Annotated in this window: 26 protein-coding genes and 1 pseudogene; 15 read left to right on the forward strand and 12 right to left on the reverse strand. The window is 68.5% G+C overall.

Features of this window, described 5'->3' with window-relative positions; genetic code table 11:
- Positions 1–229: 229 nt before the first annotated feature.
- Entirely contained in the window at positions 230–1,267 is a 1,038-nt protein-coding gene (gene moaA, locus AB0J95_RS10320) for a GTP 3',8-cyclase MoaA (protein ID WP_364755202.1), read from the forward strand.
- 1 nt (position 1,268) lies between these two features.
- Positions 1,269–1,745, forward strand: a complete 477-nt coding sequence (gene moaC, locus AB0J95_RS10325; protein WP_364755205.1) for a cyclic pyranopterin monophosphate synthase MoaC — start codon at positions 1,269–1,271, stop codon at positions 1,743–1,745.
- On the opposite strand, the gene AB0J95_RS10330 is transcribed toward moaC, so the two are convergent.
- Both AB0J95_RS10330 and AB0J95_RS10335 read right to left on the reverse strand, forming a co-directional pair.
- Positions 1,742–2,230, reverse strand: a complete 489-nt coding sequence (locus tag AB0J95_RS10330) for a methylated-DNA--[protein]-cysteine S-methyltransferase (RefSeq protein WP_364755207.1) — start codon at positions 2,228–2,230, stop codon at positions 1,742–1,744. The genes moaC and AB0J95_RS10330 overlap by 4 nt on opposite strands.
- Positions 2,231–2,291: 61 nt before the next feature.
- Positions 2,292–3,611 (reverse strand): MFS transporter, encoded by a 1,320-nt coding sequence (locus AB0J95_RS10335; protein WP_364755210.1) that lies wholly within the window; start codon positions 3,609–3,611, stop codon positions 2,292–2,294.
- Between the two features lie 302 nt (positions 3,612–3,913).
- Here AB0J95_RS10335 and AB0J95_RS10340 point away from each other — a divergent pair, with 302 nt between their 5' ends.
- Genes AB0J95_RS10340 through AB0J95_RS10350 form a run of 3 tightly spaced genes read left to right on the forward strand, consistent with a single transcriptional unit; the run spans position 3,914 to position 6,033 of the window.
- Complete coding sequence (locus tag AB0J95_RS10340; protein ID WP_364755213.1) at positions 3,914–4,456, forward strand: DinB family protein; 543 nt, start codon at positions 3,914–3,916, stop codon at positions 4,454–4,456.
- A 7-nt stretch (positions 4,457–4,463) separates the two neighbouring features.
- Positions 4,464–5,609, forward strand: coding sequence for an FAD-binding protein (locus AB0J95_RS10345; RefSeq protein ID WP_364755216.1), 1,146 nt, complete (start codon positions 4,464–4,466; stop codon positions 5,607–5,609).
- Between the two features lie 19 nt (positions 5,610–5,628).
- Positions 5,629–6,033 carry a DUF5313 family protein gene (locus tag AB0J95_RS10350; RefSeq protein ID WP_364755219.1) on the forward strand — a complete coding sequence of 135 codons (405 nt, stop codon included), beginning with the start codon at positions 5,629–5,631 and terminating at the stop codon, positions 6,031–6,033.
- A 167-nt stretch (positions 6,034–6,200) separates the two neighbouring features.
- Here the strand turns inward: AB0J95_RS10350 and AB0J95_RS10355 are convergent.
- Positions 6,201–6,866, reverse strand: a pseudogene (locus AB0J95_RS10355) (DUF222 domain-containing protein); the annotation flags it as partial.
- A gap of 403 nt (positions 6,867–7,269) precedes the next feature.
- Positions 7,270–7,653 (reverse strand): nuclear transport factor 2 family protein, encoded by a 384-nt coding sequence (locus AB0J95_RS10360; protein WP_364755222.1) that lies wholly within the window; start codon positions 7,651–7,653, stop codon positions 7,270–7,272.
- A 155-nt stretch (positions 7,654–7,808) separates the two neighbouring features.
- Here AB0J95_RS10360 and AB0J95_RS10365 point away from each other — a divergent pair, with 155 nt between their 5' ends.
- From AB0J95_RS10365 to AB0J95_RS10390, 6 genes are read left to right on the forward strand one after another with little or no spacing between them, the layout of a single operon-like run.
- A complete protein-coding gene (locus AB0J95_RS10365) occupies positions 7,809–8,375 on the forward strand; it encodes an HdeD family acid-resistance protein (protein ID WP_364755225.1) in 567 nt (188 codons plus the stop codon).
- Positions 8,376–8,399: 24 nt separating this feature from the next.
- Complete coding sequence (locus AB0J95_RS10370; RefSeq protein WP_364755228.1) at positions 8,400–9,350, forward strand: hypothetical protein; 951 nt, start codon at positions 8,400–8,402, stop codon at positions 9,348–9,350.
- Positions 9,347–9,949, forward strand: a complete 603-nt coding sequence (locus AB0J95_RS10375) for a DUF4129 domain-containing protein (protein ID WP_364755231.1) — start codon at positions 9,347–9,349, stop codon at positions 9,947–9,949. The genes AB0J95_RS10370 and AB0J95_RS10375 overlap by 4 nt, the downstream gene beginning before the upstream one ends.
- Positions 9,946–11,034: a DUF4350 domain-containing protein gene (locus AB0J95_RS10380; protein WP_364755234.1), complete on the forward strand. Its 1,089-nt coding sequence runs from the start codon at positions 9,946–9,948 to the stop codon at positions 11,032–11,034. Before AB0J95_RS10375 ends, AB0J95_RS10380 begins: the two co-directional genes overlap by 4 nt.
- On the forward strand, positions 11,031–11,978 hold the full coding sequence (locus AB0J95_RS10385) for a MoxR family ATPase (protein WP_364755237.1): 948 nt from the start codon (positions 11,031–11,033) through the stop codon (positions 11,976–11,978). The genes AB0J95_RS10380 and AB0J95_RS10385 overlap by 4 nt, the downstream gene beginning before the upstream one ends.
- A 4-nt stretch (positions 11,979–11,982) precedes the next feature.
- Complete coding sequence (locus AB0J95_RS10390) at positions 11,983–13,275, forward strand: DUF58 domain-containing protein (RefSeq protein WP_364755240.1); 1,293 nt, start codon at positions 11,983–11,985, stop codon at positions 13,273–13,275.
- On the opposite strand, the gene AB0J95_RS10395 is transcribed toward AB0J95_RS10390, so the two are convergent.
- Entirely contained in the window at positions 13,272–14,279 is a 1,008-nt protein-coding gene (locus AB0J95_RS10395) for a stage II sporulation protein M (RefSeq protein ID WP_364755242.1), read from the reverse strand. The genes AB0J95_RS10390 and AB0J95_RS10395 overlap by 4 nt on opposite strands.
- Positions 14,280–14,319: 40 nt before the next feature.
- Here AB0J95_RS10395 and AB0J95_RS10400 point away from each other — a divergent pair, with 40 nt between their 5' ends.
- The gene (locus AB0J95_RS10400; RefSeq protein ID WP_364755245.1) at positions 14,320–15,192 is read left to right on the forward strand and encodes an RDD family protein; all 873 of its coding nucleotides are present in this window, start codon (positions 14,320–14,322) and stop codon (positions 15,190–15,192) included.
- Between the two features lie 157 nt (positions 15,193–15,349).
- On the opposite strand, the gene AB0J95_RS10405 is transcribed toward AB0J95_RS10400, so the two are convergent.
- The 6 genes from AB0J95_RS10405 to AB0J95_RS10430 form a co-directional block, all read right to left on the reverse strand.
- Complete coding sequence (locus AB0J95_RS10405) at positions 15,350–15,973, reverse strand: ATP-binding protein (protein ID WP_364755248.1); 624 nt, start codon at positions 15,971–15,973, stop codon at positions 15,350–15,352.
- On the reverse strand, positions 15,973–16,617 hold the full coding sequence (locus AB0J95_RS10410) for a response regulator transcription factor (RefSeq protein WP_364755251.1): 645 nt from the start codon (positions 16,615–16,617) through the stop codon (positions 15,973–15,975). The genes AB0J95_RS10405 and AB0J95_RS10410 overlap by 1 nt, the downstream gene beginning before the upstream one ends.
- A gap of 81 nt (positions 16,618–16,698) precedes the next feature.
- Complete coding sequence (locus tag AB0J95_RS10415) at positions 16,699–17,340, reverse strand: response regulator transcription factor (protein ID WP_364755253.1); 642 nt, start codon at positions 17,338–17,340, stop codon at positions 16,699–16,701.
- Positions 17,337–18,452, reverse strand: a complete 1,116-nt coding sequence (locus AB0J95_RS10420) for a hypothetical protein (protein ID WP_364755256.1) — start codon at positions 18,450–18,452, stop codon at positions 17,337–17,339. The genes AB0J95_RS10415 and AB0J95_RS10420 overlap by 4 nt, the downstream gene beginning before the upstream one ends.
- The gene (locus AB0J95_RS10425; RefSeq protein WP_364755259.1) at positions 18,449–19,576 is read right to left on the reverse strand and encodes an ATP-binding protein; all 1,128 of its coding nucleotides are present in this window, start codon (positions 19,574–19,576) and stop codon (positions 18,449–18,451) included. Before AB0J95_RS10425 ends, AB0J95_RS10420 begins: the two co-directional genes overlap by 4 nt.
- The gene (locus tag AB0J95_RS10430) at positions 19,573–20,199 is read right to left on the reverse strand and encodes a helix-turn-helix domain-containing protein (RefSeq protein WP_364755262.1); all 627 of its coding nucleotides are present in this window, start codon (positions 20,197–20,199) and stop codon (positions 19,573–19,575) included. The genes AB0J95_RS10425 and AB0J95_RS10430 overlap by 4 nt, the downstream gene beginning before the upstream one ends.
- Positions 20,200–20,345: 146 nt before the next feature.
- Here AB0J95_RS10430 and AB0J95_RS10435 point away from each other — a divergent pair, with 146 nt between their 5' ends.
- The 3 genes from AB0J95_RS10435 to AB0J95_RS10445 are packed head-to-tail and all read left to right on the forward strand — an operon-like array spanning position 20,346 to position 25,144.
- A complete protein-coding gene (locus AB0J95_RS10435) occupies positions 20,346–21,077 on the forward strand; it encodes a DUF1989 domain-containing protein (RefSeq protein WP_364755264.1) in 732 nt (243 codons plus the stop codon).
- Complete coding sequence (locus AB0J95_RS10440; RefSeq protein ID WP_364755267.1) at positions 21,074–21,676, forward strand: urea amidolyase associated protein UAAP2; 603 nt, start codon at positions 21,074–21,076, stop codon at positions 21,674–21,676. The genes AB0J95_RS10435 and AB0J95_RS10440 overlap by 4 nt, the downstream gene beginning before the upstream one ends.
- A 3-nt stretch (positions 21,677–21,679) precedes the next feature.
- Complete coding sequence (locus AB0J95_RS10445) at positions 21,680–25,144, forward strand: 5-oxoprolinase/urea amidolyase family protein (RefSeq protein ID WP_364755270.1); 3,465 nt, start codon at positions 21,680–21,682, stop codon at positions 25,142–25,144.
- Here AB0J95_RS10445 and AB0J95_RS10450 read toward each other — a convergent pair.
- A complete protein-coding gene (locus AB0J95_RS10450) occupies positions 25,127–26,035 on the reverse strand; it encodes a helix-turn-helix transcriptional regulator (RefSeq protein ID WP_364755273.1) in 909 nt (302 codons plus the stop codon). The two genes, AB0J95_RS10445 and AB0J95_RS10450, sit on opposite strands and share 18 nt — an antisense overlap.
- Positions 26,036–26,097: the final 62 nt, after the last annotated feature.

The following is a 26,097-nucleotide window of genomic DNA, read 5'->3' on the forward strand; positions in this document are numbered from 1 at the left end:
CAAGAGGTGGTAATTGGTTAGGAAAGTTTCCTTATAGTGAGTCGGATCACACCATCTACCGGCGCACCTTGTCAATCGGCAACTGAGCGGCCGTCCGCCTGCCTGTTTCCGGCAGCCGGCGGCCCGATCCCGCCGCGCCGCTTCCGTCATCCGAAACCCCTCGGCGTGTCCCCGCCAAGCGCCACGGTCACATTGCCGGTTTCGGGAACAGATGATGTTAACTGGGGAGGTGGAAGGCTCGAATCAGGTCCGTGACGTCCACGGCCGCCCGATGGGCGCGCTGCGGATTTCCCTGACCGACCGCTGCAACCTCCGTTGCCGGTACTGCATGCCGGAGGAGGAGTACGCCTGGCTGCCCAGGGCCGACCTGCTGACGTTCGAGGAGATCGAGCGGCTCACCGAGGTGTTCGTCTCGGTCGGCGTGGACAAGGTCCGGCTGACCGGCGGCGAGCCGCTGCTGCGCCGCGGCCTGCCCGACCTGGTCCGCCGCCTGGCCGGCGTGCCGGGGGTGAAGGACCTGGCCATGACCACCAACGGCGTGCTGCTCGGCCGCAACGCCGAGACGCTGCGCGAGGCGGGCCTGCACCGGATCACGGTCAGCCTGGACACCCTGCGGCCGGACCGGTTCACCGAGCTGACCAGGCGCGGGACCCACGGCGACGTCCTGGCTGGGATCACCGCCGCGGTGGCGACCGGGCTGACCGACCTCAAGATCGACACCGTGGTCATGCGCGGGTTCAACGACGACGAACTGGTGGACTTGATCGAATTCGGCCGGGAAATGTCCGCCGAGATCCGGTTCATCGAGTACATGGACGTCGGCGGCGCGACCCACTGGTCGAAAGAAAAAGTCTTCTCCCGCGCCGAAATACTGAAAGAAATATCGTCACACTACGGTTCCTGCGAAGAAATTCGCAAAACCGATGTGGCGCCCGCTGATCGTTTCCGGCTGCCGGACGGCACTGTGTTCGGCATCATCTCGTCCACCACCCAGCCGTTTTGCGCGACCTGCGACCGCAGCCGGCTGACCGCGGACGGAATGTGGCTGCGCTGCCTTTACGCGATGACCGGAACCGATCTGCGCACCCCGTTGCGCGACGGCGCCACCGACGCGGAGCTGCGGGAACTCATCGCCGGGACCTGGCAGCGGCGCACCGACCGCGGCGCCGTGGACCGGCTGTCGCAGCGGGAGACCGGCCGCGTGTTCGTCAGCGTGGAGAGCCTGAAACGCGATCCCCACCTGGAAATGCACACGCGCGGAGGCTGAAGTGACCGACCTGACCCATCTCGACGAGGCCGGCCGGGCGCGAATGGTGGACGTGGGCGCGAAACCGGTGACCGCGCGGCGCGCGGTGGCCGCCGGCGAGGTGCGGATGAACCCGGCCACTTTGGCCCGCATCGTCACCGGCGACGTGCCCAAAGGCGACGTTCTCGCGGTCGCCCGGGTGGCCGGGATCATGGCCGCCAAGAAGACCGGGGACCTGATCCCGTTGTGCCACCCGCTCGGCATCGACGGCGTCACCGTGGACCTCGAGCCGGACGGCGACGATGTCCTGCGCATCACCGCGACGGCCACCGTCACCGGCCGCACGGGAGTCGAAATGGAGGCACTGACCGCGGTCAGCGTCGCCGCTTTGACCGTGTACGACATGTGCAAGGCCGTGGACAAGGACATGACGATCGGCGCGATCCGCCTGGAGGAGAAGTCCGGCGGCCGCAGCGGCGACTACAAACGCGGCGCCTAGAGGGGAAGCAGGTTCCCGGCACGTTCGAAGTCCAGCAGGTAGCGCTTGCGCTCGATGCCGCCGCCGTAACCAGTGAGGCTGCCGTTGCTGCCGACAACCCTGTGACAGGGCACGATGATGCTGATCGGGTTCTTGCCGTTGGCCAGGCCGACCGCGCGGCTCGCCTTGGGGTTGCCGAGTTGTTCGGCCAGCTCGCCGTAGGACATGGTCTCGCCGAAGGGGATGTCCTTCAGCGCCGCCCAGACCCGCAGCTGGAACGGTGTGCCGAGCATCGTCATGGTCAGGTCGAACTCGGTCCGCTCGCCCGCGAAGTACTCGCTGAGCTGGCTTTTCACCTCGGGCAGCGCCTCGGGTTCCGGCTCGCCGAACACCTCAGGCCCGGGGCGGTGCCGCTGGTAGTCCATGTAGAGGCCGGTGAGGACACCGTCCAGCGCGACCAGCGTCAGCGGGCCGCACGGGCTGTCCACAGTGGTGTGCGTGCGCATGCCCATAGCATTGCGCACGCACACCGGTGTGACTGGCAATATTCGGACATCACCCTGCGTGTCAGGTCGCCTCGGTCGCTTGCTCCGTCGGGATGAGCGGCAGGATGGGTTTCCGCGGCTGCGGGATCACCGGCTGTACAACCTGTTGGATTGCTTGGACCGCCGGCTCGCCGAGCGGGACGATCGGCAGCGGGCGGACCTTGCGCGGCACCACCGGCAGCGGCGTCGCCCGGACGATGTACGGGCGACCGGCGTGGATGCCGCACCAGACCTGTCCACAAAGGACAGCCAGGCACATGGCCAGCGGGGCCAGCCAGCCGCCCGTGCTGCTGTGGATCAGGCCGCAGGCCAGCGCGCCGATGCCGGCGATGATGTAGCCGAGGCCCTGCACCATTCCGGACAGTGCGGTGGCCAGGTCGGGACTCCCGCCGGACCGCTCGGAGATGGAACACAGCGCCATGGCGAGGCCACCCATACCGATTCCCAGGCCAACCGACCACAGCCAGGGCACGGAAGCGGGCGCCACCATCAATCCCACTACGCCGATCGCGTTAGAGCTCGCTAACAAGATGACAACGAGTGACTGGTTTCGCCCGCGCTGCACCAGGAACGGCACCAGCCACATCATCGGCAGCCCCATCGCCATGCACAGCGCCAGGCAGAACCCGGCGGTGCTCGCCGAGACGCCCGCGTCCCGCAGGATTCCGGGCAGCCAGCCCATGACCAGGAACGTCAGGGTGGAGACAAGTCCGAAGTAGACGGTGAGGTTCCAGGACACCGCACAGCGGAACAGCCTGGTCGGGCTCATCGAGCTGGCCTTGAACACCATGCTGGAGCGGGCCGCGCCCTGCCACAGCCAGACGGTGACGAGCGCCAGCAACGCCCACGAGGCGAGCGCGAACTCCCAGTTGACCGCCCCGACGAGGGTGGGCGTGGCCAGCGCGCCGATCGTGCTGCCGCTGCCCAGAGCAAACGTATAGCTAGCACGGGTTCTCGACGACGCCGACTGCACAAGAACAGGTAAGACGGTGCCCACGACCGCGATGGCCAGGCACGCCAACGCCGTTCCGGCAAGCAGGACCGAGGGTCCACCTTGCACCCGGACGACCAGCGACGCGCCGAGCATGAGCAGGGCCCAGGTGACCGCCTTGTGAATGCCCAGCCTGGACCGCAGCCACGGGGTCACCCAGCCGCCCAAACCGCTGGCCCACAACGGTATCGCGACCAGTACCGCGCCGACGGCGGCGGTCATTCCCGGGGTGGCCGAGATGTCCTCGAGGGCGGCGCCGAGACTGGTGACAGCGGGCCTGAGGTTGAGGGCCAGCACGAACACGATCGCGATGCCGACCGGGCCGGTGGTGGCCGGAGCTTGCTGTTTCATCCGCCTCCCCCTTTCTTTGCCGTGGGGTGAGCCGACCGGGGGATCTTGTGGATCCCCGGTCGGTTGAAAGGAAAAGAGGGTGCTTTCCTACGCCTCTGAAAGGCTCATATCCGGATGGTGAAAGTGATGAAGCAATGGCGGTATCGATCTTGGGTAGCGCAGACTCTTCATGCGAGCCTCCCTCATGGCGCGCACAGCAGGCTCCCCGCGAACCGCGCTGGCGACAACCGCCCTAATTAAGAGGGTCGCTGCTGTCTGGGGGCCGGTCAATCGCCCTTTTGGGCGTGTCGTAGGCTATGTCCATGTCGAACACCAGTTCTAAAGAAAGCGTTGAAGTGCTCGAACGTTCCTGGCCTGAACTCCACGCCACGGACGAACTGCGACTGCTTGAAGAGTTCCTGACATTCCTGCGCATCACCGCGGTGAACAAGGTCGCCGGATTGGACCGGTCCAAAGCGGTTGCCACGCCGTGGCCGACCTCTCCCATGATGAGCCTTCTTGGCGTGATCCAGCACTTGACAGCGGTGGAACGGTGGTGGATCTCAAAAGTCGGCGGCGGCCTGGATGTGCCGACGTTGTACTGGGATGACGACGAGCCGGACACCGATTTCAAGATCCCGCCGGAGGCGACGCCCGCGTCCGTGGTCGCCGCATATCGTGCGGAATGGGCGGCGTCCGGCGACGCAATCTGCGGAATGAGCCCCGATGACAAGACGAAACTGTCCTTCCGGGGTGAGGACCGCACCATCCGCTGGATATTGACGCACGTGATCCAGGAGACCGCCCGGCACGTCGGGCACCTGGACGTGCTCCGGGAGTTCGCCGACGGGCAGCGGGGCGAATAATGGGCGGGTGATCATCACCGACGCGGACGCGCTGGCCTGGGCCTCCGACGACTACGGGCACCGCGTTCACCTGCGGCCCGCCGGTGTGCTGCGCCCGTCGTCGGCCGCGGACATCCAGGCCGCGTTGGCGGCGGGGCACCGGCTGCGGCCTCGTGGGGAGGGTCACTCGACCGCCGGGCAGGCGCAGGTGCCGGGCGGCGTTGTGGTGGATATGCGGGGCTTGAACGCCATTGGACCGGTCCACGGGGATACCGTCACCGTGGGTGCCGGTGCCCGCTGGAGTTCCATTTTGGCGACAACTCTTCCCGAGGGATTGACACCGCCGGTTTTAACGGATTACCTGGAGCTTTCGGCCGGTGGAACTTTGTCGGCCGGGGGAATTGGCGGGGCGGCGCACCAGCACGGGCTTCAGGTGGACAACGTCCTGGAAATGGAAGTCCTTACCAATGACGGGTGCATCTGCACGTGCGGCCCTGGCGACGAACTGTTCGATCTCGTCCGCGGCGGCCGGGGCGAGCACGGCATCATCCTCAGCGCGCGGCTGCCGTTGATCCCGGCGCCCACCCACGCGCGGCGCTACGTGATCCCGTACCCGGATTTGCCGCAATTCCTGGCCGACCAACGCGCGCTGATGGCGTCCCGCCGGTTCTCGTACCTGGAGGGTCAGGCCAAGCCGGGGTGGAGCTACGAAATCGAGGCGGTGTCCTTCTACACCCCTCCGGCCGCGCCGGCGGAGTTGCCGCCCGGTCTGCCGCCGGCGACGGTCGAGGATCTGGGTTATTTCGACTTCCTCAACCGGGTCGCCGAGGGTGAGCGGTTGCTGCGTCAGATCGGCGACTGGGCGCGTCCCCACCCTTGGGCCGACCTGATGCTCCCCGACGATGCCGCCGACGCTTTCCTGGGCGATCTGATGGCCGGTATGACGGTCGAGGATCTGGGCGAGTTCGGCGTGTTCCTGATCTACCCGTTCGACACCACACTGATCCGAGCCCCACAACCCCGCGTCCCTGCAACACCCGCAGCGTTTCTGGTGGCCCTGCTCCGCACCGCCCAGGACGCGAGTGCTCTCGCACACATGCTCGAACTGAATGACCGATTGCGGTCACAAACCCTTGCCGCCGGCGGCTCGGTCTACCAAGACTGGTGTCGGTAGTGCGCGGAGGTGGTACCCGATGGCTGTGAAGCGTCCGAACCCCTTGTTGTGGCTGTGGTATGCGTTCGGCGGCAAACTCCCGGACACCTACCGCGAGTGGGTGCTGCACGACGCCACCGTGCCGAGCTGGCTGCTGCGCCACGTCATCCGCCGCCTCGTCTTCATGGCCCCCATCCTCGCGTTGCTGTACCTGTTCCTGGCGGTAATGCTCGGTTTTGACACCACAATCGTCCTCCTCGCCCTCGGCCTAGGCATCTACGCAGGCGTGTACTACTCCCTCATTTTCAGTACCCACAGCGTCGACAGCCGCGTGACCCGCCACGGCTACCCGGACGAGTACGCCAGCCAAGTCCGCAAAGCCATGAAACAAGCCGAACACGAGACAAAACAGAACCGCTACCACAACCGCTGGCGCGAAAGCTGAGTGTCTGTCTCTTGTGGACCAAACGAGTCGACCCAGGGTCGGGGGCGCGGCTCCGCTTCGCGGCGCACTGGCAAGTTTAAGGCCGCCGCCACCCATGTAAAACCGAACCGCGCTCAGTGCCTGCTACGGGCACCCCTTGAGCCGCAGGGAAAGCGGGGTCCCTGGGGTCAGGCGGCGGTGGGCAGCGGTGTTCGTGGTTGTGGTGGTCTTCGGGCGGAGTTGGTTCTGGGGCGACGGTGCGGGTCGATGTACGCAGGCGGGATGAACTGCGGGGTGCAATCGACCATCTGGATGGTCCAGTCACTGCGGCGAACCAACCGATGATGGTGGGGGCAGAGAAGTACGAGATTGTCCACTTTGGTCGGGCCGTGGTTGCGCCAGTGGATGATGCGGCGGGCCTCGCGGGCGGTGAGGTAGGTGTCGGGTCCGACGAGGATGCGGTCGTCGAGGTCGTTGAGCAGATCGTCATAGGAGATGGTGATGGCGACCGGAGTGCGCAGCCCGTTCTTGGTGGGCTTGGCAGGGCACTGAGCTGCCATCCGCAGGGTTTCTACGAACGCGTCGGCGGTGCGTTCGGCCTGGCACCGGTCGTCGGCACGGTCAGCGGGCCGCTGTTCACCTTTCTTGATCACCGGGTGCAGCAGGTGGGCGTCTTCGGCGGGCAGGTGGCCGCGGAAGTCGAGGCCGCCGTTGCGGCGGATGCGGGCGTGCAGCATCCGGTCGGGCTGCTTGGGTTCCGGGTCGGGTGGCGGTGGGCCATCGGGGTCCACGATGTTGCGCACCCGGGTGCCGAAGCGGGCCAAGGCTCCTTGGGCGAGATCCGCAACGCGTGCACAAGCAGCGCGGCGCGGTTGGAGTAGCCGAGGGCGTTGGCGAGGCCCTGGTTGTTCAGGTGGGCCACCAACTCCAGCCCGGTGTACTCGATCCGCTGCCCCTGCGCCTCGACGTCCTGCAGGGCAGCGACTATCTCTTCTTTTGTTTTATTCCAATGGTTTCCACTGCCTTGCATGGCATCAACACTACCCGCGCGGAGCTGGAAGGTCCCGGGATGTGGTGGGGGTTCACCGGAATTGGTGACCCCCTTGTCCCACGGGCAAAGCGCAAGCGCAACACCACTCCCCGAAAGACGAACCGGATTCCCAGTCCAACTTCCGGGGAGCGGTTCACGGCCCCTCATCCCCTCTGGGTGGCGCTGCCCGTCCGGCGAGGACAAAAGCGTCACCCAGAAGCAAAACCCTAAGCAGCAGCCTCCGAAGCAGCGGCATGAAGAGCGGCATGGTTGTGATAGTCCCGAGAGTGAACGATCAACCCACCCCGAACCCGAACCACCAAAACATTGGCCACCACAAAAGACCGCCCACTCCCAGGCACAGTCACCTTGTAGTCGTACTCAGCGACAACCACCTCAGGATCATCAGTCTCCCGAACCACGGGATTGAGCAACTCCAACGTAAACGGCCGCATCGGAGCAGAAGCGAACCGCTCCCGCAACTCAGCCCGACCGTTCACAGTGGACGGCTCGGGAACGTTGAAAGGATGCTCAACCACCGCATCCTCCGCGTACAACTCGGCCAGCGACGTCCACGACCGACCAGCGATCCCCTCCAGCAGCGCGGACACAACCTCACGCGGAGCAACCCCAGCCATCGGACACCCTCCTAAGGTGAACCATCATTCCGGATAGCCCAACTATACGGAACTCCCATTCCGGTTGTCCACCAGCACCGGCAAGGACAGAATGAGCGCGACCAGCCCTTCGTGTCGGAGGTGTCACCATGAGTGAGTCCACAACCGGTACTCCGGTCCAGATCCTGGATCCCAAGCGGGCTTGGGGGCTGGTCGTGCTGCGCGGTGTGATGGCGCTGCTGTTCGGCCTGTTCGCGTTGGCGTGGCCGGGGATCACGGTGCTCGCCATCGCGCTGCTGTTCGGGATCTACGCGCTCGCGGACGGCATCGGGCTGGTGATGGACGGCTTCCGCTCGACGGACAAGTCCAACCGGGGCATGCGGATCCTCGGCGGCGTGCTGGGCATCCTGATCGGCATCGTGGCGATCGTGTGGCCCGGGCTGACCATCACGGCGATCGGCATCCTGATCGGCGCGTGGGCGTTGGTCACCGGTATCGCCGAGATCGTGGCCGCCATCCGGCTGCGCAAGCAGATCGAGGGCGAGCTGATGCTGGGGCTGGCCGGGCTGCTGTCGGCGATCTTCGGTCTGCTCGTGTTGTTGTGGCCCGCGCTGGGGCTCGTCACGATCGCGTCGATCCTGGGCATCTTCGCGCTCATCTACGGCGTCGTGCTGATCTTCCTGGGTGTCCGGCTGCGCAGTCTGTCCCGGCGCTGACCGCGAACCCCTAAGGTGTCAGGCGTGAACGACACAGGGGGTTGGTCCGCGCCCGACGAGGGCAGACCGCAGGATCCAGTACCACCGCCGACGCCCGGCCCGATGCCGCCGCAGCAGCCGTACTACCAGGCGCCGCCGAAGCCGGGCGTGATCCCGTTGCGCCCGTTGGGGGTCGGCGAGATCCTGGACGGCGCCATCGCGACCATCCGCCGTTACCCCAAACAGATGCTGGGGCTCTCGGCGTTGGTGGCCGTGGTGTCCAACGTGCTCAGTGTCGGCACGCTGACGTTGCTGCGCACCCAGACGAGCTATCTCGCCTCGGACCTGCCGCTGAACGCCAACGACCTGGACATCGCCTCGGACAACCTGCGGATCGCCCTGCTGGCCACCATCCCGACCGTGGTGATCAACCTGCTCACCCAGGTGGTGCTGGCCGGCATGCTGACCATCGTGGTCGGCAAGGCCATCCTGGGCCAGCCGATCACCGCCCGCGAGGCGTGGCGGCAGGTGGTCCCCCGGTTCTGGCCGCTGCTCGGCGCCAGCCTGCTCTACACACTGATGATCATCGGCGGCACGGTCGCGCTGATCATCCCGGCCGTCTGGCTCTACGTGCTGTTCAGCCTGACCAGCAACGCGCTGATGCTGGAGGGCGCCAAGGTGGGCCGCGCCTTCGGCCGGTCGCGTGAGCTGGTGAACCAGGCCTGGTGGCGCACGTTCGGGATCCTGCTGCTGGCCTCGCTGATCACCGGGATCCTGGCCTACATCGTGAACATCCCGTTCACCCTGATCACCGGCGGCCTCGGCACGCCGACGATGAGCCTGGGCGCGACCATCCTCATCGTCACCATCGGCCAGATCATCGCCGACACCATCGTGCAGCCCTTCGTGTCCGGCGTGACCACACTGGTCTACATCGACCGACGGATCCGCCGGGAGGGCTTGGACATCCAGTTGGCACGGCAAGCGGCGGGATGAGCCAGATCCCGGTCGAGGTCACCCCGGACGCCGCGCGCGACGCGGCCGCCCGGGAACTGTCCGACCCCGCGTACGCCGCCGCCGAGCCGTCGTGGCTGGATCGTGCCATTCGCTGGCTGATCACCCAGATCGGCGAGCTGTTCGGCAGGATCGCCGTCGGCTTCCCCGGTGGGTTCGCCGGCCTGTTCATCCTGCTCGTACTGATCATCGCAGTCGTCATCGTGATCCGCCTGCGCGTAGGACCGTTGGCGCGCAACGCAAGCGCGGCCGTCTTCACCGGCAAGCGCCTCACCGCGGCGGACCACCGCCGGGCCGCCGAGCAAGCCGCGCAGCGAGGCGACTTCGCCGAGGCCGTCCGCGAACGGTTCCGTGCGATCGCCCGTGGCCTGGAAGAACGCGGTGTCCTCGACGAACGCTCCGGCCGCACGGTCGACGAACTCGCCCGTGAAGCCGGAGCACGCCTCCCCGGCCACGCCACCGCCTTGCGAACAGCGGCGCGGATCTTCGACGAGATCTGGTACGGCGGCCGGACCGCCACCGCACAGTCGTACCAGCGGCTCGCAGACCTCGACCTGGCCCTGGACGGCGCCCGCCGATGACGTCCGTTTCCCCTGACACGAAACAGTTGTGGCGCACCGCCCGCGGCCCGGTCACCGTCGGCGCCGTCGTCCTCGTGGCCGCCATCGTGATCACTTTGCTGACCAGCAAGGGAAACACCGATGCCGCCGACCCGGACTCGGTGGCACCGAACGGAAGCCGCGCGGTCGCCCGCCTGCTTCAGGGTTATGGCGTGCAGATCGTGAAGGTCGAGACCCTCCAGGCCGCCAAGAACGCGGTCGCGGGCGACACCACACTCCTGGTCACCCGTCCCGACTGGGTCGGCGCCGACGAGTGGAAAACCTTGCGTGGCAAGGACACCATCCTGATCACCCCCACCGAAGCCACGCTCGACGCGATCGCCCCGACGGTGTCCGTTCAGGGCCAAGCCAAAGCGGACGCACGCAACCCGGACTGCGATTTCGGCCCCGCGAAGGCCGCCGGTCGAGCTCGCATCGGCACCGTCGCCTACCAAGCACGAAACTCCTGCTACGAGGGAACTCTGGTCCCACTCGACGGCGTCACCGTGCTCGGCGACGCGACCCCACTGTCCAATGAGGTCCTTGACGAGGACGGCAACGCGGCCCTCGCGTTGAGACTGCTGGGCCAGCACCAGAAGCTCGTCTGGTACCTGCCCAGCCTGGCCGACGCCACCGCGTCCGGTGGCCAGCGGTCGATCTACGACCTGATCCCGCCCGGCTGGGGTTACGCCGTGATCGAGGTCGTCATCGCGGTGCTGCTGTTCATGCTGTGGCGCGCCCGGAGACTCGGCCCGGTCGTCACCGAGCCGCTGCCGGTCGTCGTGCGCGCCGCGGAAACGACCGAAGGCCGCGCACGCCTCTACCGTCGCGCCAAAGCCACGGACCACGCGGCGGACGCGCTGCGCCGGGCCGCGTTGAACCGGTTGATCCCCATGCTGGGCCTCACTTCCGAGGCCGCGGTGGTGGATCGGATCGCCGAGCGCACCGGGCGGCCCGGCGCGGAGGTCCACGCGATCCTGTACGGTCCGGCACCAGCGACCGAGCAAGCCCTTGTCCACCTGGCGGATGCCCTGGACGCCCTGATCAACGAGGTCCGAACGACATGACGGAGAGTTCCCGCGCGGCGCTGGTGGCGTTGCGCGCCGAGGTCGGCAAGGCGGTGGTCGGCAACGACGGCGCGGTCACCGGCCTGATCATCGCCCTGCTGTGCCGGGGGCACGTGCTCATCGAGGGCGTCCCGGGCGTGGCGAAGACGTTGCTGGTGCGGGCATTGGCGGCGGCCCTGGACCTGAGGTGCACGCGCGTGCAGTTCACCTCGGACCTGATGCCGGGCGACGTCACCGGGTCCATTGTGTACGACCCGAACAAGGCGGACTTCACGTTCCGCGAGGGCCCGGTGTTCACCAGCCTGCTGATCGCGGACGAGATCAACCGGACCCCGCCGAAGACCCAGTCGGCGCTGCTGGAGGCGATGGAGGAACGCCAGGTCTCGATCGACGGCACGCCAAGGCCGTTGCCCGACCCGTTCATCGTGATCGCCACCCAGAACCCGGTCGAGTACGAGGGAACCTACCCGCTGCCGGAGGCGCAGCTGGACCGGTTCCTGCTCAAGCTGACCATGCCGACACCGTCGCGCGCGGACGAGGTGACCATCCTCACCCGGCACGCGACCGGCTTCGATCCCCGCGATCTCAGCCACATCGGTGTGATCGCGGGCAAGTCCGATCTGGACGCCGGGCGGGCCGCGGTCCGGTCGCTGACCGTGCACGAGCAGGTGATCGGCTACGTCGTGGACATCTGCCGCGCCACCCGCAACTCCCCCGCCGTCCGGCTCGGTGTGTCACCGCGTGGCGCGACCGCGCTGCTGGCCGCGGGCCGGGCGTGGGCGTGGCTGTCCGGCCGCGACTACGTGACCCCTGATGACATCAAGGCGTTGGCGCGCCCGGCTTTGCGGCACCGGCTGGAGCTGCGGCCGGAGGCTGAGCTGGAGGGCGCCACCGCCGACGGGGTGCTGGACGGCGTGCTCGCCGCCGTGCCGGTTCCTCGCTGACGCCATGGCAATCACCGGCCGGGTCGGCCTGCTAGCACTGCTAGGCGCTGTCGTCGTTGGGTTTGCCGTGCCCTCGACGTCCGGCGTTGTGCTCGTGACGGCTGTGATCGTAATAGCAGTGCTAGCCGACCTAGCGTTGGCCGGATCCGTTCGGGCGCTGCGGTTCACCCGGGCCGGCGCCCGGTCCGCGCGTCTCGGTGACACCGCCGAGGTCGGCCTGATCATCGAAAACCCCGGCCGGGCAAGGGTTCGTGGTGTACTGCGGGACGCCTGGCCGCCGAGCGCGGGCGCTGTCGACCGGCACACGATCGACATTCCCGGCCACGGCAGGCAAACGGTCACCACCGGGCTCACTCCGACCCGCCGCGGTGACCGCAAAGCCGACCGCGTCACGGTTCGCGCCTACGGCCCGCTGGGACTGGCTGCACGGCAGGGATCGCACGAGGTGCCGTGGACACTTCGCGTGCTGCCACCGTTCCACAGCCGCAGACACCTTCCTTCACGGCTGGCCAGGCTCCGCGAACTCGACGGCCGGCTGGCGACACTGGCGCGCGGCCAGGGCACCGAGTTCGACTCGTTGCGGACCTACGTGGTCGGTGACGATGTCCGCTCGATCGATTGGCGGGCAACGGCTCGCGCGTCCGACGTGATGATCCGCACCTGGCGGCCGGAACGCGACCGGCACCTGATGATCGTCCTGGACACCGGCCGGACCTCCGCGGGCCGGGTCGGCGACATTCCGCGTCTCGACGCCACAATGGACGCCGCTCTCCTGCTGGCCGCCCTCGCCGCCCGTGCCGGTGACCGCGTCGACTTCATCGCCTACGACCGCAAGGTCCGGGCCGGCGTCCAGGGCTCGTCGGCCGCGGACCTGTTGCCTTCCTTGGTGAACAGCATGGCACCGCTCGAACCGGAGCTCGTCGAGTCGGACGCCCGCGGGATCGTCGCCGAAGTCCTGCGCCGCAGCCGCCGCCGTTCGCTCGTCGTGCTGTTGACCGGCCTCGACCCGGATCCCGTGCAGCAGAGTCTGATGCCCGTTCTCAGCGCCCTGACATCCCGCCACCTCGTGCTCGTGGCCAGTGTCACCGATCCACGAGTCGCCGAAATGGCCCAGGCCCGAGGCGACGCCGAGGCCGTCTACGACGCTGCCGCAGCCGCCCGAACCCTCCAGGAACGCGAGCACATCGCCGCCCTGCTCCAACGCCGAGGCGTCGAAGTCGTCGACGCAACCCCGAACGACCTCGCCCCCGCCCTGGCGGACAAGTACCTGGCGCTCAAGGCAGCGGGCCGGCTCTAGGTCGCGGCGGGCAGGGTGTCCTCGGCGTAACGCGAGTCGATGTCGCCCGTCTCACCGGCTTTCGCGGCCCGGCGGCCGAGAATGAACACATATGCCAGGAAAAGCAGCTCGACCAGGACACCGATACCGATCCGCAGCCAGGTCGGCCAGCCCGATGGCGTCACGAACCCCTCGATGGCACCGGAAATCGCCAGCACGCAAGCCAGCCCGAGCACCACGACGACCACCGACCGGCCTTCCTCGGCCAACGCCCGGGCCCGCGTCCGGCCCCGCGGATCGATCACGGTCCACCCCAGCCGCATGCCGATCCCAGCCGCCACGAACACCGCGGTCAGCTCCAGCAACCCATGCGGCACAAGCAACCCGAAGAACAACGCACCCCGGCCCGCGGACACCATCAGGCCCACCCCTACGGCGAGGTTCAAAGCGTTGAGCCACAACATGTACACGGTCGGGATCCCCAGCAACACGCCCAGCAGCAACGCTCCCGCCGCCACCCAGGCGTTGTTCGTCCACACCCCCGTGGCGAACGAAGCTGCCGGGTTGCTGGAGTAGTAGGCCTCGTACGCGCCACCTGGCCTGGTCATCTCGCGGATCTCGTCCGGCGCGGCGATCGCGGCCTGGACGTCCGGGTGTGTGGCGATCCAGGCGGCGATGATCCCGCTGACGATCAGGAACACGACCGCCACGCTCACCCACCAGCGCCAGCCCAGGTACAGGGCGGCGGGCAGGCGGCGTTTGAAGAACACCCCGACCTCGCGCCACGCCGGGGTGTGCGTGCCGGTGATGGCCGAGCGGGCCTGCGCGACCAGCGTGGACAGACGGCCGACCAGGGCGGGATCGGGCGCCTCGGTGCGGATGACCGACAGGTGCGTGGCCACGCGTTGGTAGAGCCGGACCAGTTCGTCCGCTTCGGCACCACGCAACGACCGGGCGCTCCTGGTGAGCGCGGCCAGCCGGTTCCACTCCGCACTGTGCGCGGCGACGAACACGTCGACATCCACATCTCGTACTATCCCGCATGACCAGGGGGTGCACGCGGGAATGTCCGATCTCGTCAGCGGTGAGGCCGTACTGCTCGAACTGCGGGTGGCACGGCTGGCCAGCCGCGGCCTCGCCATGGCCCTGGATGTCGTGATCCAGGCGGCCACTCTGCTGATCGTGTTCCTGCTGCTGTCCACGGGCGGGGCGTTCGGGTTCGACGACGCGCTGGCCGGCGCGGTCACCATCCTCACGCTGGTCATCGTGCTGATCGGCTACCCCGCGACCATGGAGACGCTCACCAGGGGCCAGACGGTCGGCAAGATCGCCGCGGGCCTGCGGGTGGTGCGCGTGGACGGCGGCCCGATCCGGTTCCGGCACGCCCTGGTGCGCGCGCTGGCCGGGGCGTTCGTGGACTTCTGGGTGCTCGGCGTGTTCGGCGCGGTGGCCGTGATCGTGTCGATGAGCTCGAAGAACGCCCAACGCGTCGGCGACATGCTGGCAGGCACGCTGGTCATCCGCGAACGCATCCCCCAGCAACGCCAGGTCTACACGTACCTACCGCCGCAGCTGGCCCCGTGGGCCGCCGAGCTGCCGGTGGGCGCCATCCCCAACGACCTCGCCCTCGCGATCCGCCAGTACCTGGGCCGGATCCGCGAGCTGAGCCCGAGCGCCGCCGGCCAGCTGGGCTGGGGCCTGGCCACCGAGGTCAGCGGCCACCTGGGCTCGCCGATCCCCCCGGGCATGCCGCTGGAGACGTATCTGGGCACGGTCCTGGCCGAACGCAGAAGACGCGAAGAAGCCCGCCTCTACCAACCCCAACATCCCCACCCCCAACCCCAACCCCAACCCCAACCCTCACCCTCACCACAGCAGCCGCCCCACGACCCACTCGACGACCCACTCGACGACGGCCCCTTCGCACCCCCAACCTAACCGCGTGTCCCACATTCGTCGCCCCCGTGTCCCACACTCACGGCCCCCGAAATCCCCTTTCGCCGGGGACGAACGGGGAACACGGGGTGCGCGAACGTGGGACACGCCCCCTGCGAATGTGGGACACGGGGGCGGTGAGTGTGGGACACGCGGGGGATTAGCGGGGGACCCAGACGGTGACGCGGGTTCCGTTTCCGGGCTTGGAGACGATGTCCGCGTAGCCGCCGACTTCGCCGACGCGGGCGATGATCGACTCCTTGATGCCGAACCCGCGCGGCTGCACGGTCATGTCGAAGCCGACGCCGTGATCCCTTGTGGTGACCGCGATCCCGCCGTCACGTTCCTCGACGCGCACGGTTACCCGCTTGGTGCCACCGTGTTTCAACGTGTTCCGCAACGCCTCGCGGGTCGCGTCCCGGACGGCCTTGCGGCGCGCGTCCGGGAGGGTGTCGTCGATGTCCGCGGAGACGAGCTGGGCGCGCAAGCCTTCGCGGGACATGTCGGTGGCCAGCACGGAGAGGTCCTCGATCAACCGGCCGCCCGAGGGCTCGCTCAGCCCCCGCCGCAGAACCGCGGCCTGGGCGCGGGCGGCGTTGCGGATCTCGGTCAGCTCGGGCGAGTCCGACGACCGCCGCAGCGCCATGGCCTCCAGCGCCTGCAGCACCGTGTCGTGGATGAACCGGTGGAACACCAGCCGTTCGGCCGCCCGGCCCCGCCGGACACCCAGGTAGTACCCGGCCACGCCGAGAAGCACGGCGACTCCGGCGAGGAAGATCTCCATCAGGCGGGCATCGATTCCACGCGGCCGTACGTCACGCCCATCTCGATGGCGTACCGGGTCAGCTCCGGCCGGCGCCGCTGGCCGGTCTTGTCCCGGATGCGGTCCAGGTAGGAACGCACGGTCCGGATCGAGATCTCCAGGGTCTCGGCGATGTCCTGATCGCGTTCGCCCGCAGCCACCAGCGACAGCACCTGCCGCTCCCGGGTGGACAGCTCGATCGCCGGACCGGTGTGCCGGCCGGCGAACGCGTCGAGCACATGCGAGGCCAGCATCGGGCTCACGTAGCTGTTGCCCTCGGCGATCACGCGCACGGCGTGCACGATCTCGTCGGCCTCGGAGTCCTTGGACAGGTATCCGCTCGCACCCGCGGCCATCGCGCCGAGCACCTCGTTCTGCTCGGAGTGCGCGGACAGCACGAGCACGCGGTACCCCATCGCGACGACTTCCATCACGGCGGCCGCACCCTGCAGGCCGGGCAGCCTGAGGTCGAGCACGACAACGCCGGAGGTGGTACGGCGGCGGGCGGCGAACTGCGCGATCGACCCCGCGACGGCGTCCAGCTGGATGCCGGGGGCGTCGGCGAGCAGCTTGGCCACCGCTTCGCGATACAGCGGGTGGTCCTCGATCACGCCTACTGGGATCATGCCGACCACGCTATGCAATGGTCGCATCCGAGTATGACAGTTATTCGGCCCTCATCCTCGACCTGCGCAGATGACTGTCAGTCACAGCTCGTCGACACTAATGATGCCGTCCTGGATGGCCCTGGCCACCAAAGCGGCCTTGGTCGGCGCTTCCCGGCCGACATTCGCGTACTTGACGCGCACGCGGTCGAGGTAGCCGTTCACCGTGCTGACCGTGAGGTTCAGCTTCTGCGCGACCATCTCCTTGGACTCGCAGTGGAACCACTCCAGCAGCACGTCGACCTGGCGCTGGGTCAGGTTCGGCCGGTTCGCGCGGGTGTCCGTGCCCAGCGCACCCGAAAGGGCGGGCGGCGTGTACGGAGTGTTGCTGGCGGCCGCCTGGATGGCGGCGACCATGTGGTCCTCGCCCTCGGCCTTCGTCAGGTAGGTGAACGCACCGATGTCCAGGCAGGTCAGCGCGGTCTCCTTGTCCTCACGCATGGTGTAGACGACCACCTGGCGGCCCGCGTCGACCAGGCGCTTGAGGTCGCCGTAGGCCGGGCCGGACAGGTCCAGCTGCAGGTCGAACACGACCACATCGGCGCGGTCGCCCGGGTCCAGCCAGGCCACGCCCACGTTCGAGCCGGAGTCCACCACCTCGATCGGCGGCTCGGCCGCCGAACACCAGGCGCGCACTCCGGCGATGACCGCGGGATGGTCGTCCACCACCACGACGCTCGTCATGACTGGCCCTTCCAGGTCGCCTCGATCCACAGCCGGCCGTCGGTCCGGATGGTGGATGTGGTGATCTCCTCGTGCTCGACTTCGGGCACGTCGTACTCGCCGGCGGCGGCGACCACGCTGACCGTCACCTGGTCGGGCGCCCCGACCACGGTCAGCCGGACTTTTCCGCGCGCGGTGGCGAGCACCGCGACGGCGGGTTCGGTGAGCATCCGGCGCACCTCCGTCGGAATGGCCCTGGACTCGCCCTGCGCGGAGAACCGGACCGACACGCCATTGCGTTCCGCCAGCCCGACACACGCGGTCAGCTCGTCCACCAACGGATCCGGCCGCTCCCCCGCGTCACCGAACAGCCGGCGCATCCGCGCGGCCTCGATGGCGCAGGACCGGCGGACCGACTCGTCCCCCGGGTTCAGCTCGCCGGAACCCAAGCCCGCCAGCAAAGGCGCGGTGGTGCCGGCGAGAGCGGCGTAGCGGTTCTTGCGGTCCTCGTGCAGCTGCGAGGACACGGCCGCGAGCGTGCGGGTCCGTTCCTCCTCGCGACCCATCCGCGCGACCGACGTGCCGACCCGGCGCAAAGCGTTGGCGAACAACACGACCGCGACCTGGAACGACGCCGTGATCGCGGTCGAGTTCACGACACCGGCGAACGTCACCTTCACCGGGCCGTCGAACAACGCCAGCGCGAACGCCGGAACATAGTGCGCGGCAAGCAAACCGAGGAACAGCGGCAGGGTCCGGTCCATCGCCAGCAGGATCAGCGACCAGCCCACGGCCTCGTCCGACCAGTGCGGTGTGCCGAGCCGGTCCGCCGGCACGACCGTGATCGTCGCGGCGATCGAGGCGGCGAGGACCAGCGCGATCAGCGGCCACCGCCACCGCTTGACCACAGTGTCCTGCCAAGCGATCGCGGGCACGAACGTCAACACGGCCACCGCGGCGAGCTGAACCGCTTGCGACTGATACGAAGTTGTCCAGTTTCCGAGCAGCTTGGGCAGTTCCAGGCCGTACAGCACGACGACCGCGATCAGGGCCGCGCCTCGTCGCATCTCCCGCTGGAACCGCGCCTCGACGATCTCGCCGTAGCGCACGTGGTCGGTGGTCACTGTCGTCACGGTGACCACTCCAACCGGATCTCGGTGCCCGCTCCGGGCGCGCTCGTGACCACGGCCTGGCCGCCCATCCGGTCCATCCGTTCGACGAGAGATCGGGTCACGCCGTAACCATGTCCGTCGGCGATCAGGGCCGGATCAAAGCCCGCGCCCTCGTCCCGCACCCAGACCACGACATCGTCGGAGGTCTGGCTGACCCCGACCTCCGCGCTGTCCACACCCGCGTGCCGCACGACGTTCGTCAACGCCTCTCGTGCGCCACGACACAAAGCCACTGCCACCACCGCCGGCACGGTCACGGCGCCTTCGGGCAGGCGCCAGCGAATGTGTAACGGCACGTGCTCCACGACATGACGCAGCATGGGGGCCAAATTCACATCTCCGTCGACCGGATCGGCCTGGCCGCTGATCACCTCGAGGTCCCGCAGCGCCTGCGCGGACAGCCACCGCTCCGGTTTGGCCGCCACCCCGGACCCGACCATCAGCAGCGTCGCCGAGGCGGTGTCGTGCAGTGAGGCCAGGTATTCGCGCTCGTCAGCGCGCTGCGCGTCGGCGACGGCGGCCTCGCGGCGGACCTGCTCGCCGCGCGCGAACTCCCGGTCGGCCATCCGGCCACCGCGCCGGATCAGCAGGTAGAGCCCGCGGCCGAGGGCGGCCTCGACGGCGATCCACGAGCCGATCGGCACCGCGAACGTCCAGTCCTGCAGGTCGGCCAGGACCGCGCCGGTGAGGTACGCGACGAGGATGACAAGCGCGGCGCCGATCCCGAACAGGGTCGGCGAGTGGAACTGGTAGGCCACCACGATGATCGACGCGGCCACGAGCACCCAGCTGATCCGGTCGGCCTTCATGTCCGGAATGGCCGTCCACACCTGAGCGAGGCAGACCGCGGCCACCACGACCAGGTCGACGGCCATCAGCCAGATCCGCGGCCGGCGGAGCATGAGCAGCGCGAAGGCCGCGTTCCAGGCGACGAACCCGACGATCACGAACGCAGCCGGGACCGGGGCCTTGGGCGTGGTGGTGAACAGCGAGACCAGGGCGGGGACGGCGACGACCAGCAGCCGGATCACGACGGCGTACACCAGGCCGATCCGGTCGAGCTCCCGTTCCGCCGGTCCGCTCATGGGCACAGGGCCAGTCCGGCCGACCGCATCTCGGCCAGCCTCGTCTCCGGGCACCCGGCGACCCGCAGCGCCGCGTCCGCCCCGGCCGCCGCGAACCCCTCGGCGGGCGGCTTCTCCCGGCGGACGATGATCACGCTCTCGACCAGGCCGAACAGCAGGTCGCCGGTGATCTCCCCGGCCCCGGCCAGGCCGCGGTAGATCGCTTTGAGTTCGGCCCGTTCCCGGCGGAACGCGGCGAACCGGTCCGCGCCGATCTCCGGCAGCAGGTACAGCGCGCCCAGGTTGACCGGGCCGGAGCAGAGCAGGCCGATGTCGAACCGGGCCAGCGCCCAGAGCTTGGCCCAGTCCTCAGCAGCCTTTTCGGACAGTCGCGCGGCATAGTCCAAAGAGGGCCGGACGGTCCCGGCCAGCAGCTCCGCGAGGATGTCCTCCTTGCCGGCGAAGTAGTGGTACAGCGATGCTTGGCGCAGGCCGGCCTTCTCGGCGATGGACCTGGTCGAGGTCGCGCTGTAGCCGTGCGAGACGAACAGCTCGGCGGCCGCGCCCAGCACGTCCTGCCGCGAATCACGCTCGCCGGGAGCCTCCCCCGTAGCCCTCGGCCGCCCCCTGCTCGCCACTGCCACCCGCCCATCCTAGTGAACTGCACACAAGGTGCCCCGTGCGCAACGTGAAAAATACCGCCGCGTGCGGTTTATTTTTCTATCGCTCGACAGGAAATCCCGTCGTAGGCTCGGCAGGTCATGATCGCCCTCACCAGGAAGGGCCCGCCATGAGCACTTCGACCACATCTGGCGCCCGCGATCACGCCCGCGCCCAGGAGGTCACCGAGACCCCGATCGCCCCGCCGGACGGCGTCGACCACCTGACGTGGGCCGATGTCGTGCCAGGCGGCGGGTACACGCACAAGGTCCTCGCGCGCGGGAGCATGCTCCGGCTGACCGACCTGAGCGGCGACGCCTGTGCGCACGTGTTGCTGTACAACGCGGACCAGCCGTGGGAACGGCTGAACGTGGCCGACACGGTGAAGGTTCAGTGGAACGCGTACCTCGGCGAAGGCGGGTTGCTGCTCAGCGACCAGGGCCGCGCGCTGGCGTCGATCGCGTCCTTCGACGCCCAGCACGACACGTTGTGCGGGACGTCGGCTGCTGGGCGCTCGCTGTTCACGTTGGCGGCGGCGAAGAACGGGCTGACCCCGCGAGACCTGCCGCCGAGCCTGTCGTTCTTCCAGGGTGTCCACGTTGAACCGAACGGCGACCTGACGGTCGTTGATTCCGCGCGGCCGGGGGCATCGGTCACATTGCGGATGGAACTGCCGGTGATCGTGCTGCTGGCGAACGTGCCGCATCCGTTGACGCCGGACGCTTCGACCGGCCCGCTGGAGGTCGCCGCCTGGCAGGGCCAGGCGACCCGGCCGGCCGATCCGCTGTGGTCGTCCACGCCGGAAGGCCGCCGCGCCTTCGAGAACACGTTCGCCTACCTGGACGCGAAGGGACAGTCATGATCACCGTTGCGGCACGCTCGCCATGGTCGGCCGTGGTCCCGCGGGGCAAGGTCCTGGACATCGTGGACCTCGAGGGAAACCAGGCCGTCGACTTCCTCGTCTACGACGCCGCCGATACGGCACACCGTTACAGCGCGGCGAACACGATCACCGCGCAGCGCAACATCTTCCTCACCACCGGTAGCGTGCTGCGGTCCAACGAGGACAAGCCGCTGATGACCGTGGTGGACGACACCTGCGGCCGGCACGACACCATCGGCGGAGCGTGCAGCAAGGAGTCCAACACCCTTCGCTATGGTCACCACACCCGTCACCAGCACGCCTGCGTGGAGAACTTCCTCGCCGAGGGCGCGAAGTGGGGACTGGGCAAGCGGGATCTGGTCAGCAACGTCAACTGGTACATGAACGTGCCGGTCGAACAGGACGGGATGCTCGGCATCGTGGACGGGATCTCCGCGCCCGGGCTGCGGGTCTCGCTGCGGGCCGAGGTGGACGCGCTCGTGCTGATCTCCAACTGCCCGCAGATCAACAACCCGTGCAACGGGTTCAACCCGACGCCGATCGGCGTGGACATCCGGGAAATCCGGGACGGAAGGTAGCGGATGCTGGAGAGGCTGCTCGTCGCCAACCGGGGAGAGATCGCGGTCCGGATCCTGCGGACCGCCCGGCGGCTGGGGATCTCGACCGTGGCGGTGTACTCCGACGCGGACCGGTCCGCCCCGCACGTGCGTCTCGCCGACACCGCGGTCCGGCTGGGTCCCGCTCCGGCGCGGGAAAGCTACCTCCAGGTTCCGTTGCTGCTGGAGGCGGCTCTTTCCACTGGGGCCACGGCGATCCACCCCGGGTACGGGTTCCTGTCCGAGGATGCCTCGTTCGCTCAGGCGGTCGAGGACGCGGGCCTGATCTTCGTCGGGCCCACTCCTGAGCAGCTGTCTCTCTTTGGTAGCAAGCACACCGCTCGTGAGGCCGCTTCGGCCGCCGGTGTTCCTTTGCTGGCGGGTACTCCGTTGCTGCCTTCGCTTGACGCCGCTCTCTCGGCGGCCGCTTCTCTTGGCTATCCCGTCATGCTGAAGGCGACCGGTGGGGGTGGCGGGATCGGCATGGAGCCCTGCCAGTCCCCTTCGGACCTCTCGGCCGCTTGGGATCGGGTCCAGCGGGTCGCTTCGGCGTCCTTTTCCAGTGCCGGCGTGTATCTGGAGCGGTTGGTCACTTCCGCACGGCACATCGAGGTGCAGGTGTTCGGGGACGGGGCCGGGGGCGTTGTCGCTTTGGGTGACCGGGACTGCACTTTGCAGCGGCGGAACCAGAAGGTGCTGGAGGAGTGCCCGGCCCCCGGACTGTCCACTTCGGTCCGTTCGCTGTTGCACTCCGCCGCGGTGCGGTTGTGTTCTTCGGTGCGGTACCGGAGCGCCGGGACTGTTGAGTTCGTCTATGACGCGGCTCGGGAAGAAGTCGCTTTCCTCGAGGTGAACACGCGGCTTCAGGTCGAGCATCCCGTTACCGAGGCGGTGTACGGGGTGGACCTGGTCGAGTGGATGTTGCGTCAGGCCAGTGGGTTGACGATTCCGCCTCTTGGTTCGCCTTCCGGGCATGCCGTGGAGGCGCGGGTCTACGCAGAGGATCCCGCGCATGAGCACCGGCCCAGCGCCGGTCTGGTGACGAATGTGTCCTTTCCTTCTTCGGCGCGGGTGGACAGCTGGATCGAGGCGGGGACTTCGGTCACCGCACACTACGATCCCTTGCTGGCCAAGGTGATCGCGACCGGCCCGGACCGCGCTTCGGCGTGGGCCGCGCTTTCTTCGGCGCTGGCCGCGAGCCGGGTGGACGGGATCGAGACGAACCTCGGCCTGCTGCGGGCGGCGACCGTTTCCGCTCCCGTTCTCGCTGGGACGCATACGACCCGGACGCTGGCGTCGATCGCGGATGTGTCGCCGCGGATCGAGGTGCTGCGCGGCGGGACGATGACGACGGTGCAGGACTGGCCCGGGCGGGTCGGGTACTGGCATGTCGGGGTTCCGCCTTGCGGGCCGATGGACGACCTGTCGTTCCGGCTGGGCAACTTGGCGTTGGGCAACGCCGAGGGCGCGCCTGGACTTGAGTTCACTATGGACGGTCCTTCGCTGCGGTTTTCCTCCGCCGCGGTCATTTGCGTGACCGGAGCGCCTTGTGATGTGCTTGTCGACGGTGTTGCCGCGCCGCAGTGGGAGCCGGTTCCGGTGCCCGCTGGGGCCACTGTGGACATTGGGCAGATGCGCTCGACGGGGATGCGGGCGTATCTGCTCATTGCCGGCGGGTTCGACGTGCCTTCGTTCCTGGGCAGTGCTTCGACGTTCACCCTGGGCGGGTTCGGCGGTCACGGCGGCAGGGCTCTGCGGACCGGCGATGTCCTCCGTCCTCGCGACGCTTCGGGAGTGACGGCTGGGCCGGTGGTTTCGCGGCCGGAGTTCACCAACTCGTGGCGGATCATGGTCGCCGAGGGGCCGCACGCGGCGCCGGAGTTCTTCCTTGAGTCCGATATGGACACTTTCTACGCCACGGAGTGGCAGGTGCACCACAACTCCGCGCGGACCGGCGTGCGGCTGGTGGGTCCGCGGCCGAAGTGGGCGCGTCCGGATGGCGGCGAGGCGGGTCTGCATCCGTCGAACATCCACGACACGCCTTATTCCGTTGGGGCGGTGGACTTCACCGGGGATCTGCCGATCCTGCTCGGTCCGGACGGGCCGAGCCTGGGCGGGTTTGTCTGCCCCGCAACGGTTGTCACCAGTGAGCGGTGGAAGCTCGGGCAGTTGCGGCCGGGGGACACGGTTCGGTTCGTTCCGGTGCAGCCGCTTGTCGACGGCGGGGTGCTCGCGCGCGGGGCTGAGGGGCCGGGCGTGACGTATCGGCGCAATGGCGATGACAACCTGCTGATCGAGTACGGGCCGATGCAGCTGGATTTCGCGTTGCGGATGCGGGTGCACGCGCTGGCGTCTCAGCTCGCGGCCTCGAACCTCCGCGGGGTCGTTGACCTGACTCCCGGGATCCGGTCGTTGCAGATCCACGTTGACCCCGCCGAGCTTCCGGTGGACCGGTTGCTGGGGTTGGTGCGGGAGATCGAGGCTTCGCTGCCCGCGACCGAGGAACTCGTTGTGCCGAGCCGTCGGCTGAGCCTGCCGTTGTCGTGGGACGATCCCGCCACGCGCGAGGCGATTGCCCGGTACACCGCCGGGGTTCGCGATGACGCCCCTTGGTGTCCGTGGAACATCGAGTTCATCCGCCGGATCAACGGTCTGTCCACTGTGGACGACGTGTACCGCACGGTGTTCGACGCGGAGTACCTCGTGCTGGGCCTGGGCGATGTCTACCTGGGCGCGCCCGTCGCCACTCCCCTCGACCCGCGGCACCGCCTGGTGACCACGAAGTACAACCCCGCGCGGACGTGGACCGCCGAGAACAGCGTCGGCATCGGCGGCGCCTACCTGTGTGTCTACGGCATGGAGGGCCCCGGCGGCTACCAGCTGGTGGGCCGGACCGTGCAGGTGTGGAACAGCTGGCATCACGGCGAAAACCCTTGGCTGCTGCGGTTCTTCGACCGGATCAACTGGTACCCCGTCTCCGCCGAGGAGCTGCTGGACCTGCGCGCGGACGCCGCCGCGGGCCGCCTCACCCTCGACATCGAGCCGGGCGAGTTCGCCCTGTCCAAGTACCAGGACTTCCTCACCACCAACGCCACCTCCATCGCCGATTTCCGCGCGCGCCAGTCCGCCGCCTTCACCGCCGAACGCCACGCCTGGGCCGCCGCCGGCGAATTCGACCCCAAACCCGACCCCACCCCCACCCAACCCCCTTCCACGACCTACACCGCCCCACCCGGCGCCACCGTCATCGAGGCCCCTTTCGTGGCCACGATCTGGCGAGTCGACGTCAGCAAAGGCCAGCGGATCACGGCGGGCACACCGGCGGTCGCGCTGGAGGCGATGAAGACCGAGACCGTCCTCACCGCGCCGATCGCCGGTGAGGTGATCGAGGTCCTGGTGAAACCGGGCGAGCAGGTCGCCCCCGGCACTCCGCTAGTGGTGGTCGCCTAACCGAGAGGGGACGGCCGCCTTCCCGGCGGCCGGATCCTCTCCGGCCGGGTACAGCTCGGTCGCGATGTCCCCGATCAGTTCCCTGGACGCGTCCTCGGACAGGGCCGCCGCGGCGAGGTCGGCCAGGATGGCGGCGTACGCGGCGATCTCCGGCCGCTCCTCCAGGAACAGGCCGCAGGTCTCCCGCTCCACGTAGACGACCGGCCGGACATCGGCGAACTCCATCAAGGTGAACGCGCCGGACATCGCCGCGTGCTCACCGGCCGCCGCCGGGATGACGCGGAGGCTGATGCTGGGGCGCACGGACAGCCGGAGCAGGTGGTGCAGTTGCCCGGACATCGTGGCCGGGCCGCCGACCGGCAGCCGGAGTACGAACTCGTGCAGATAGAAGGTGAACCGGATCTGCGGCGCCCGGCTCAGCAGGCGCTGCCGCTCACGCAGGGTCTCGACCCGTTCGTCGATCTCCGCCGCCGGAACGCTGCCGAGCCTGGTCATCATCTTGCGCGCGTAGAGCGGGGTCTGCAGCAGCGCCGGGACATGGACCTGCTGGAAGTCGGTGATCGCGACGGCCGAGTCCTCGTGGGCGGCCAGCGTGCGGACCTGCTTTGGCCGCCCCGCACCGAAATGCTGCAACCAGCCACGGCTGTTCGCCTCGCGGCAGACCCTCAGCAGGCGGTCGAACTCGGGGCCGGTGATGCCGATGATCGCCATGACGGCGGCGAGGCTGGTCTCGCCGGTGCCGCGTTTGCCGCTGAGCAGGCGGGACACGCGGCTTTGGGACCAGGCCAGTTTTCTCGCCACCTCGGCGGCGGTCAGGCCGGACCGGGCCATGGCGGTTCGAAGGGCGTCGCCCAGTTCACGGCTGCGCACTGTCGACTCTCGGTCTCGCATGCCCTCGAATGTAGGGGCAGCTACCGACAATCCCGGGGTGGTCGCATCTGTTGTCGCTCAAT

It is taken from the genome of Actinocrispum sp. NPDC049592, assembly GCF_040675465.1.
GTDB lineage: Bacteria > Actinomycetota > Actinomycetes > Mycobacteriales > Pseudonocardiaceae > Kibdelosporangium.

Bases quoted from the DNA above. Each gene is read 5' to 3' on its own strand.
- AB0J95_RS10410 (WP_364755251.1), bottom strand. From the start codon at position 16,617: ATGATCCCAGTAGGCGTGATCGAGGACCACCCGCTGTATCGCGAAGCG.
- AB0J95_RS10425 (WP_364755259.1), bottom strand. From the start codon at position 19,576: ATGAGCGGACCGGCGGAACGGGAGCTCGACCGGATCGGCCTGGTGTAC.
- AB0J95_RS10405 (WP_364755248.1), bottom strand. From the start codon at position 15,973: ATGGAGATCTTCCTCGCCGGAGTCGCCGTGCTTCTCGGCGTGGCCGGG.
- AB0J95_RS10390 (WP_364755240.1), top strand. From the start codon at position 11,983: ATGGCAATCACCGGCCGGGTCGGCCTGCTAGCACTGCTAGGCGCTGTC.
- AB0J95_RS10330 (WP_364755207.1), bottom strand. From the start codon at position 2,230: ATGCGCACGCACACCACTGTGGACAGCCCGTGCGGCCCGCTGACGCTG.
- AB0J95_RS10445 (WP_364755270.1), top strand. From the start codon at position 21,680: ATGCTGGAGAGGCTGCTCGTCGCCAACCGGGGAGAGATCGCGGTCCGG.
- AB0J95_RS10365 (WP_364755225.1), top strand. From the start codon at position 7,809: ATGAGTGAGTCCACAACCGGTACTCCGGTCCAGATCCTGGATCCCAAG.
- AB0J95_RS10350 (WP_364755219.1), top strand. From the start codon at position 5,629: ATGGCTGTGAAGCGTCCGAACCCCTTGTTGTGGCTGTGGTATGCGTTC.
- AB0J95_RS10435 (WP_364755264.1), top strand. From the start codon at position 20,346: ATGAGCACTTCGACCACATCTGGCGCCCGCGATCACGCCCGCGCCCAG.
- AB0J95_RS10450 (WP_364755273.1), bottom strand. From the start codon at position 26,035: ATGCGAGACCGAGAGTCGACAGTGCGCAGCCGTGAACTGGGCGACGCC.
- AB0J95_RS10385 (WP_364755237.1), top strand. From the start codon at position 11,031: ATGACGGAGAGTTCCCGCGCGGCGCTGGTGGCGTTGCGCGCCGAGGTC.
- AB0J95_RS10380 (WP_364755234.1), top strand. From the start codon at position 9,946: ATGACGTCCGTTTCCCCTGACACGAAACAGTTGTGGCGCACCGCCCGC.
- AB0J95_RS10440 (WP_364755267.1), top strand. From the start codon at position 21,074: ATGATCACCGTTGCGGCACGCTCGCCATGGTCGGCCGTGGTCCCGCGG.
- AB0J95_RS10400 (WP_364755245.1), top strand. From the start codon at position 14,320: ATGTCCGATCTCGTCAGCGGTGAGGCCGTACTGCTCGAACTGCGGGTG.
- AB0J95_RS10415 (WP_364755253.1), bottom strand. From the start codon at position 17,340: ATGACGAGCGTCGTGGTGGTGGACGACCATCCCGCGGTCATCGCCGGA.
- AB0J95_RS10340 (WP_364755213.1), top strand. From the start codon at position 3,914: ATGTCGAACACCAGTTCTAAAGAAAGCGTTGAAGTGCTCGAACGTTCC.
- AB0J95_RS10375 (WP_364755231.1), top strand. From the start codon at position 9,347: ATGAGCCAGATCCCGGTCGAGGTCACCCCGGACGCCGCGCGCGACGCG.
- AB0J95_RS10335 (WP_364755210.1), bottom strand. From the start codon at position 3,611: ATGAAACAGCAAGCTCCGGCCACCACCGGCCCGGTCGGCATCGCGATC.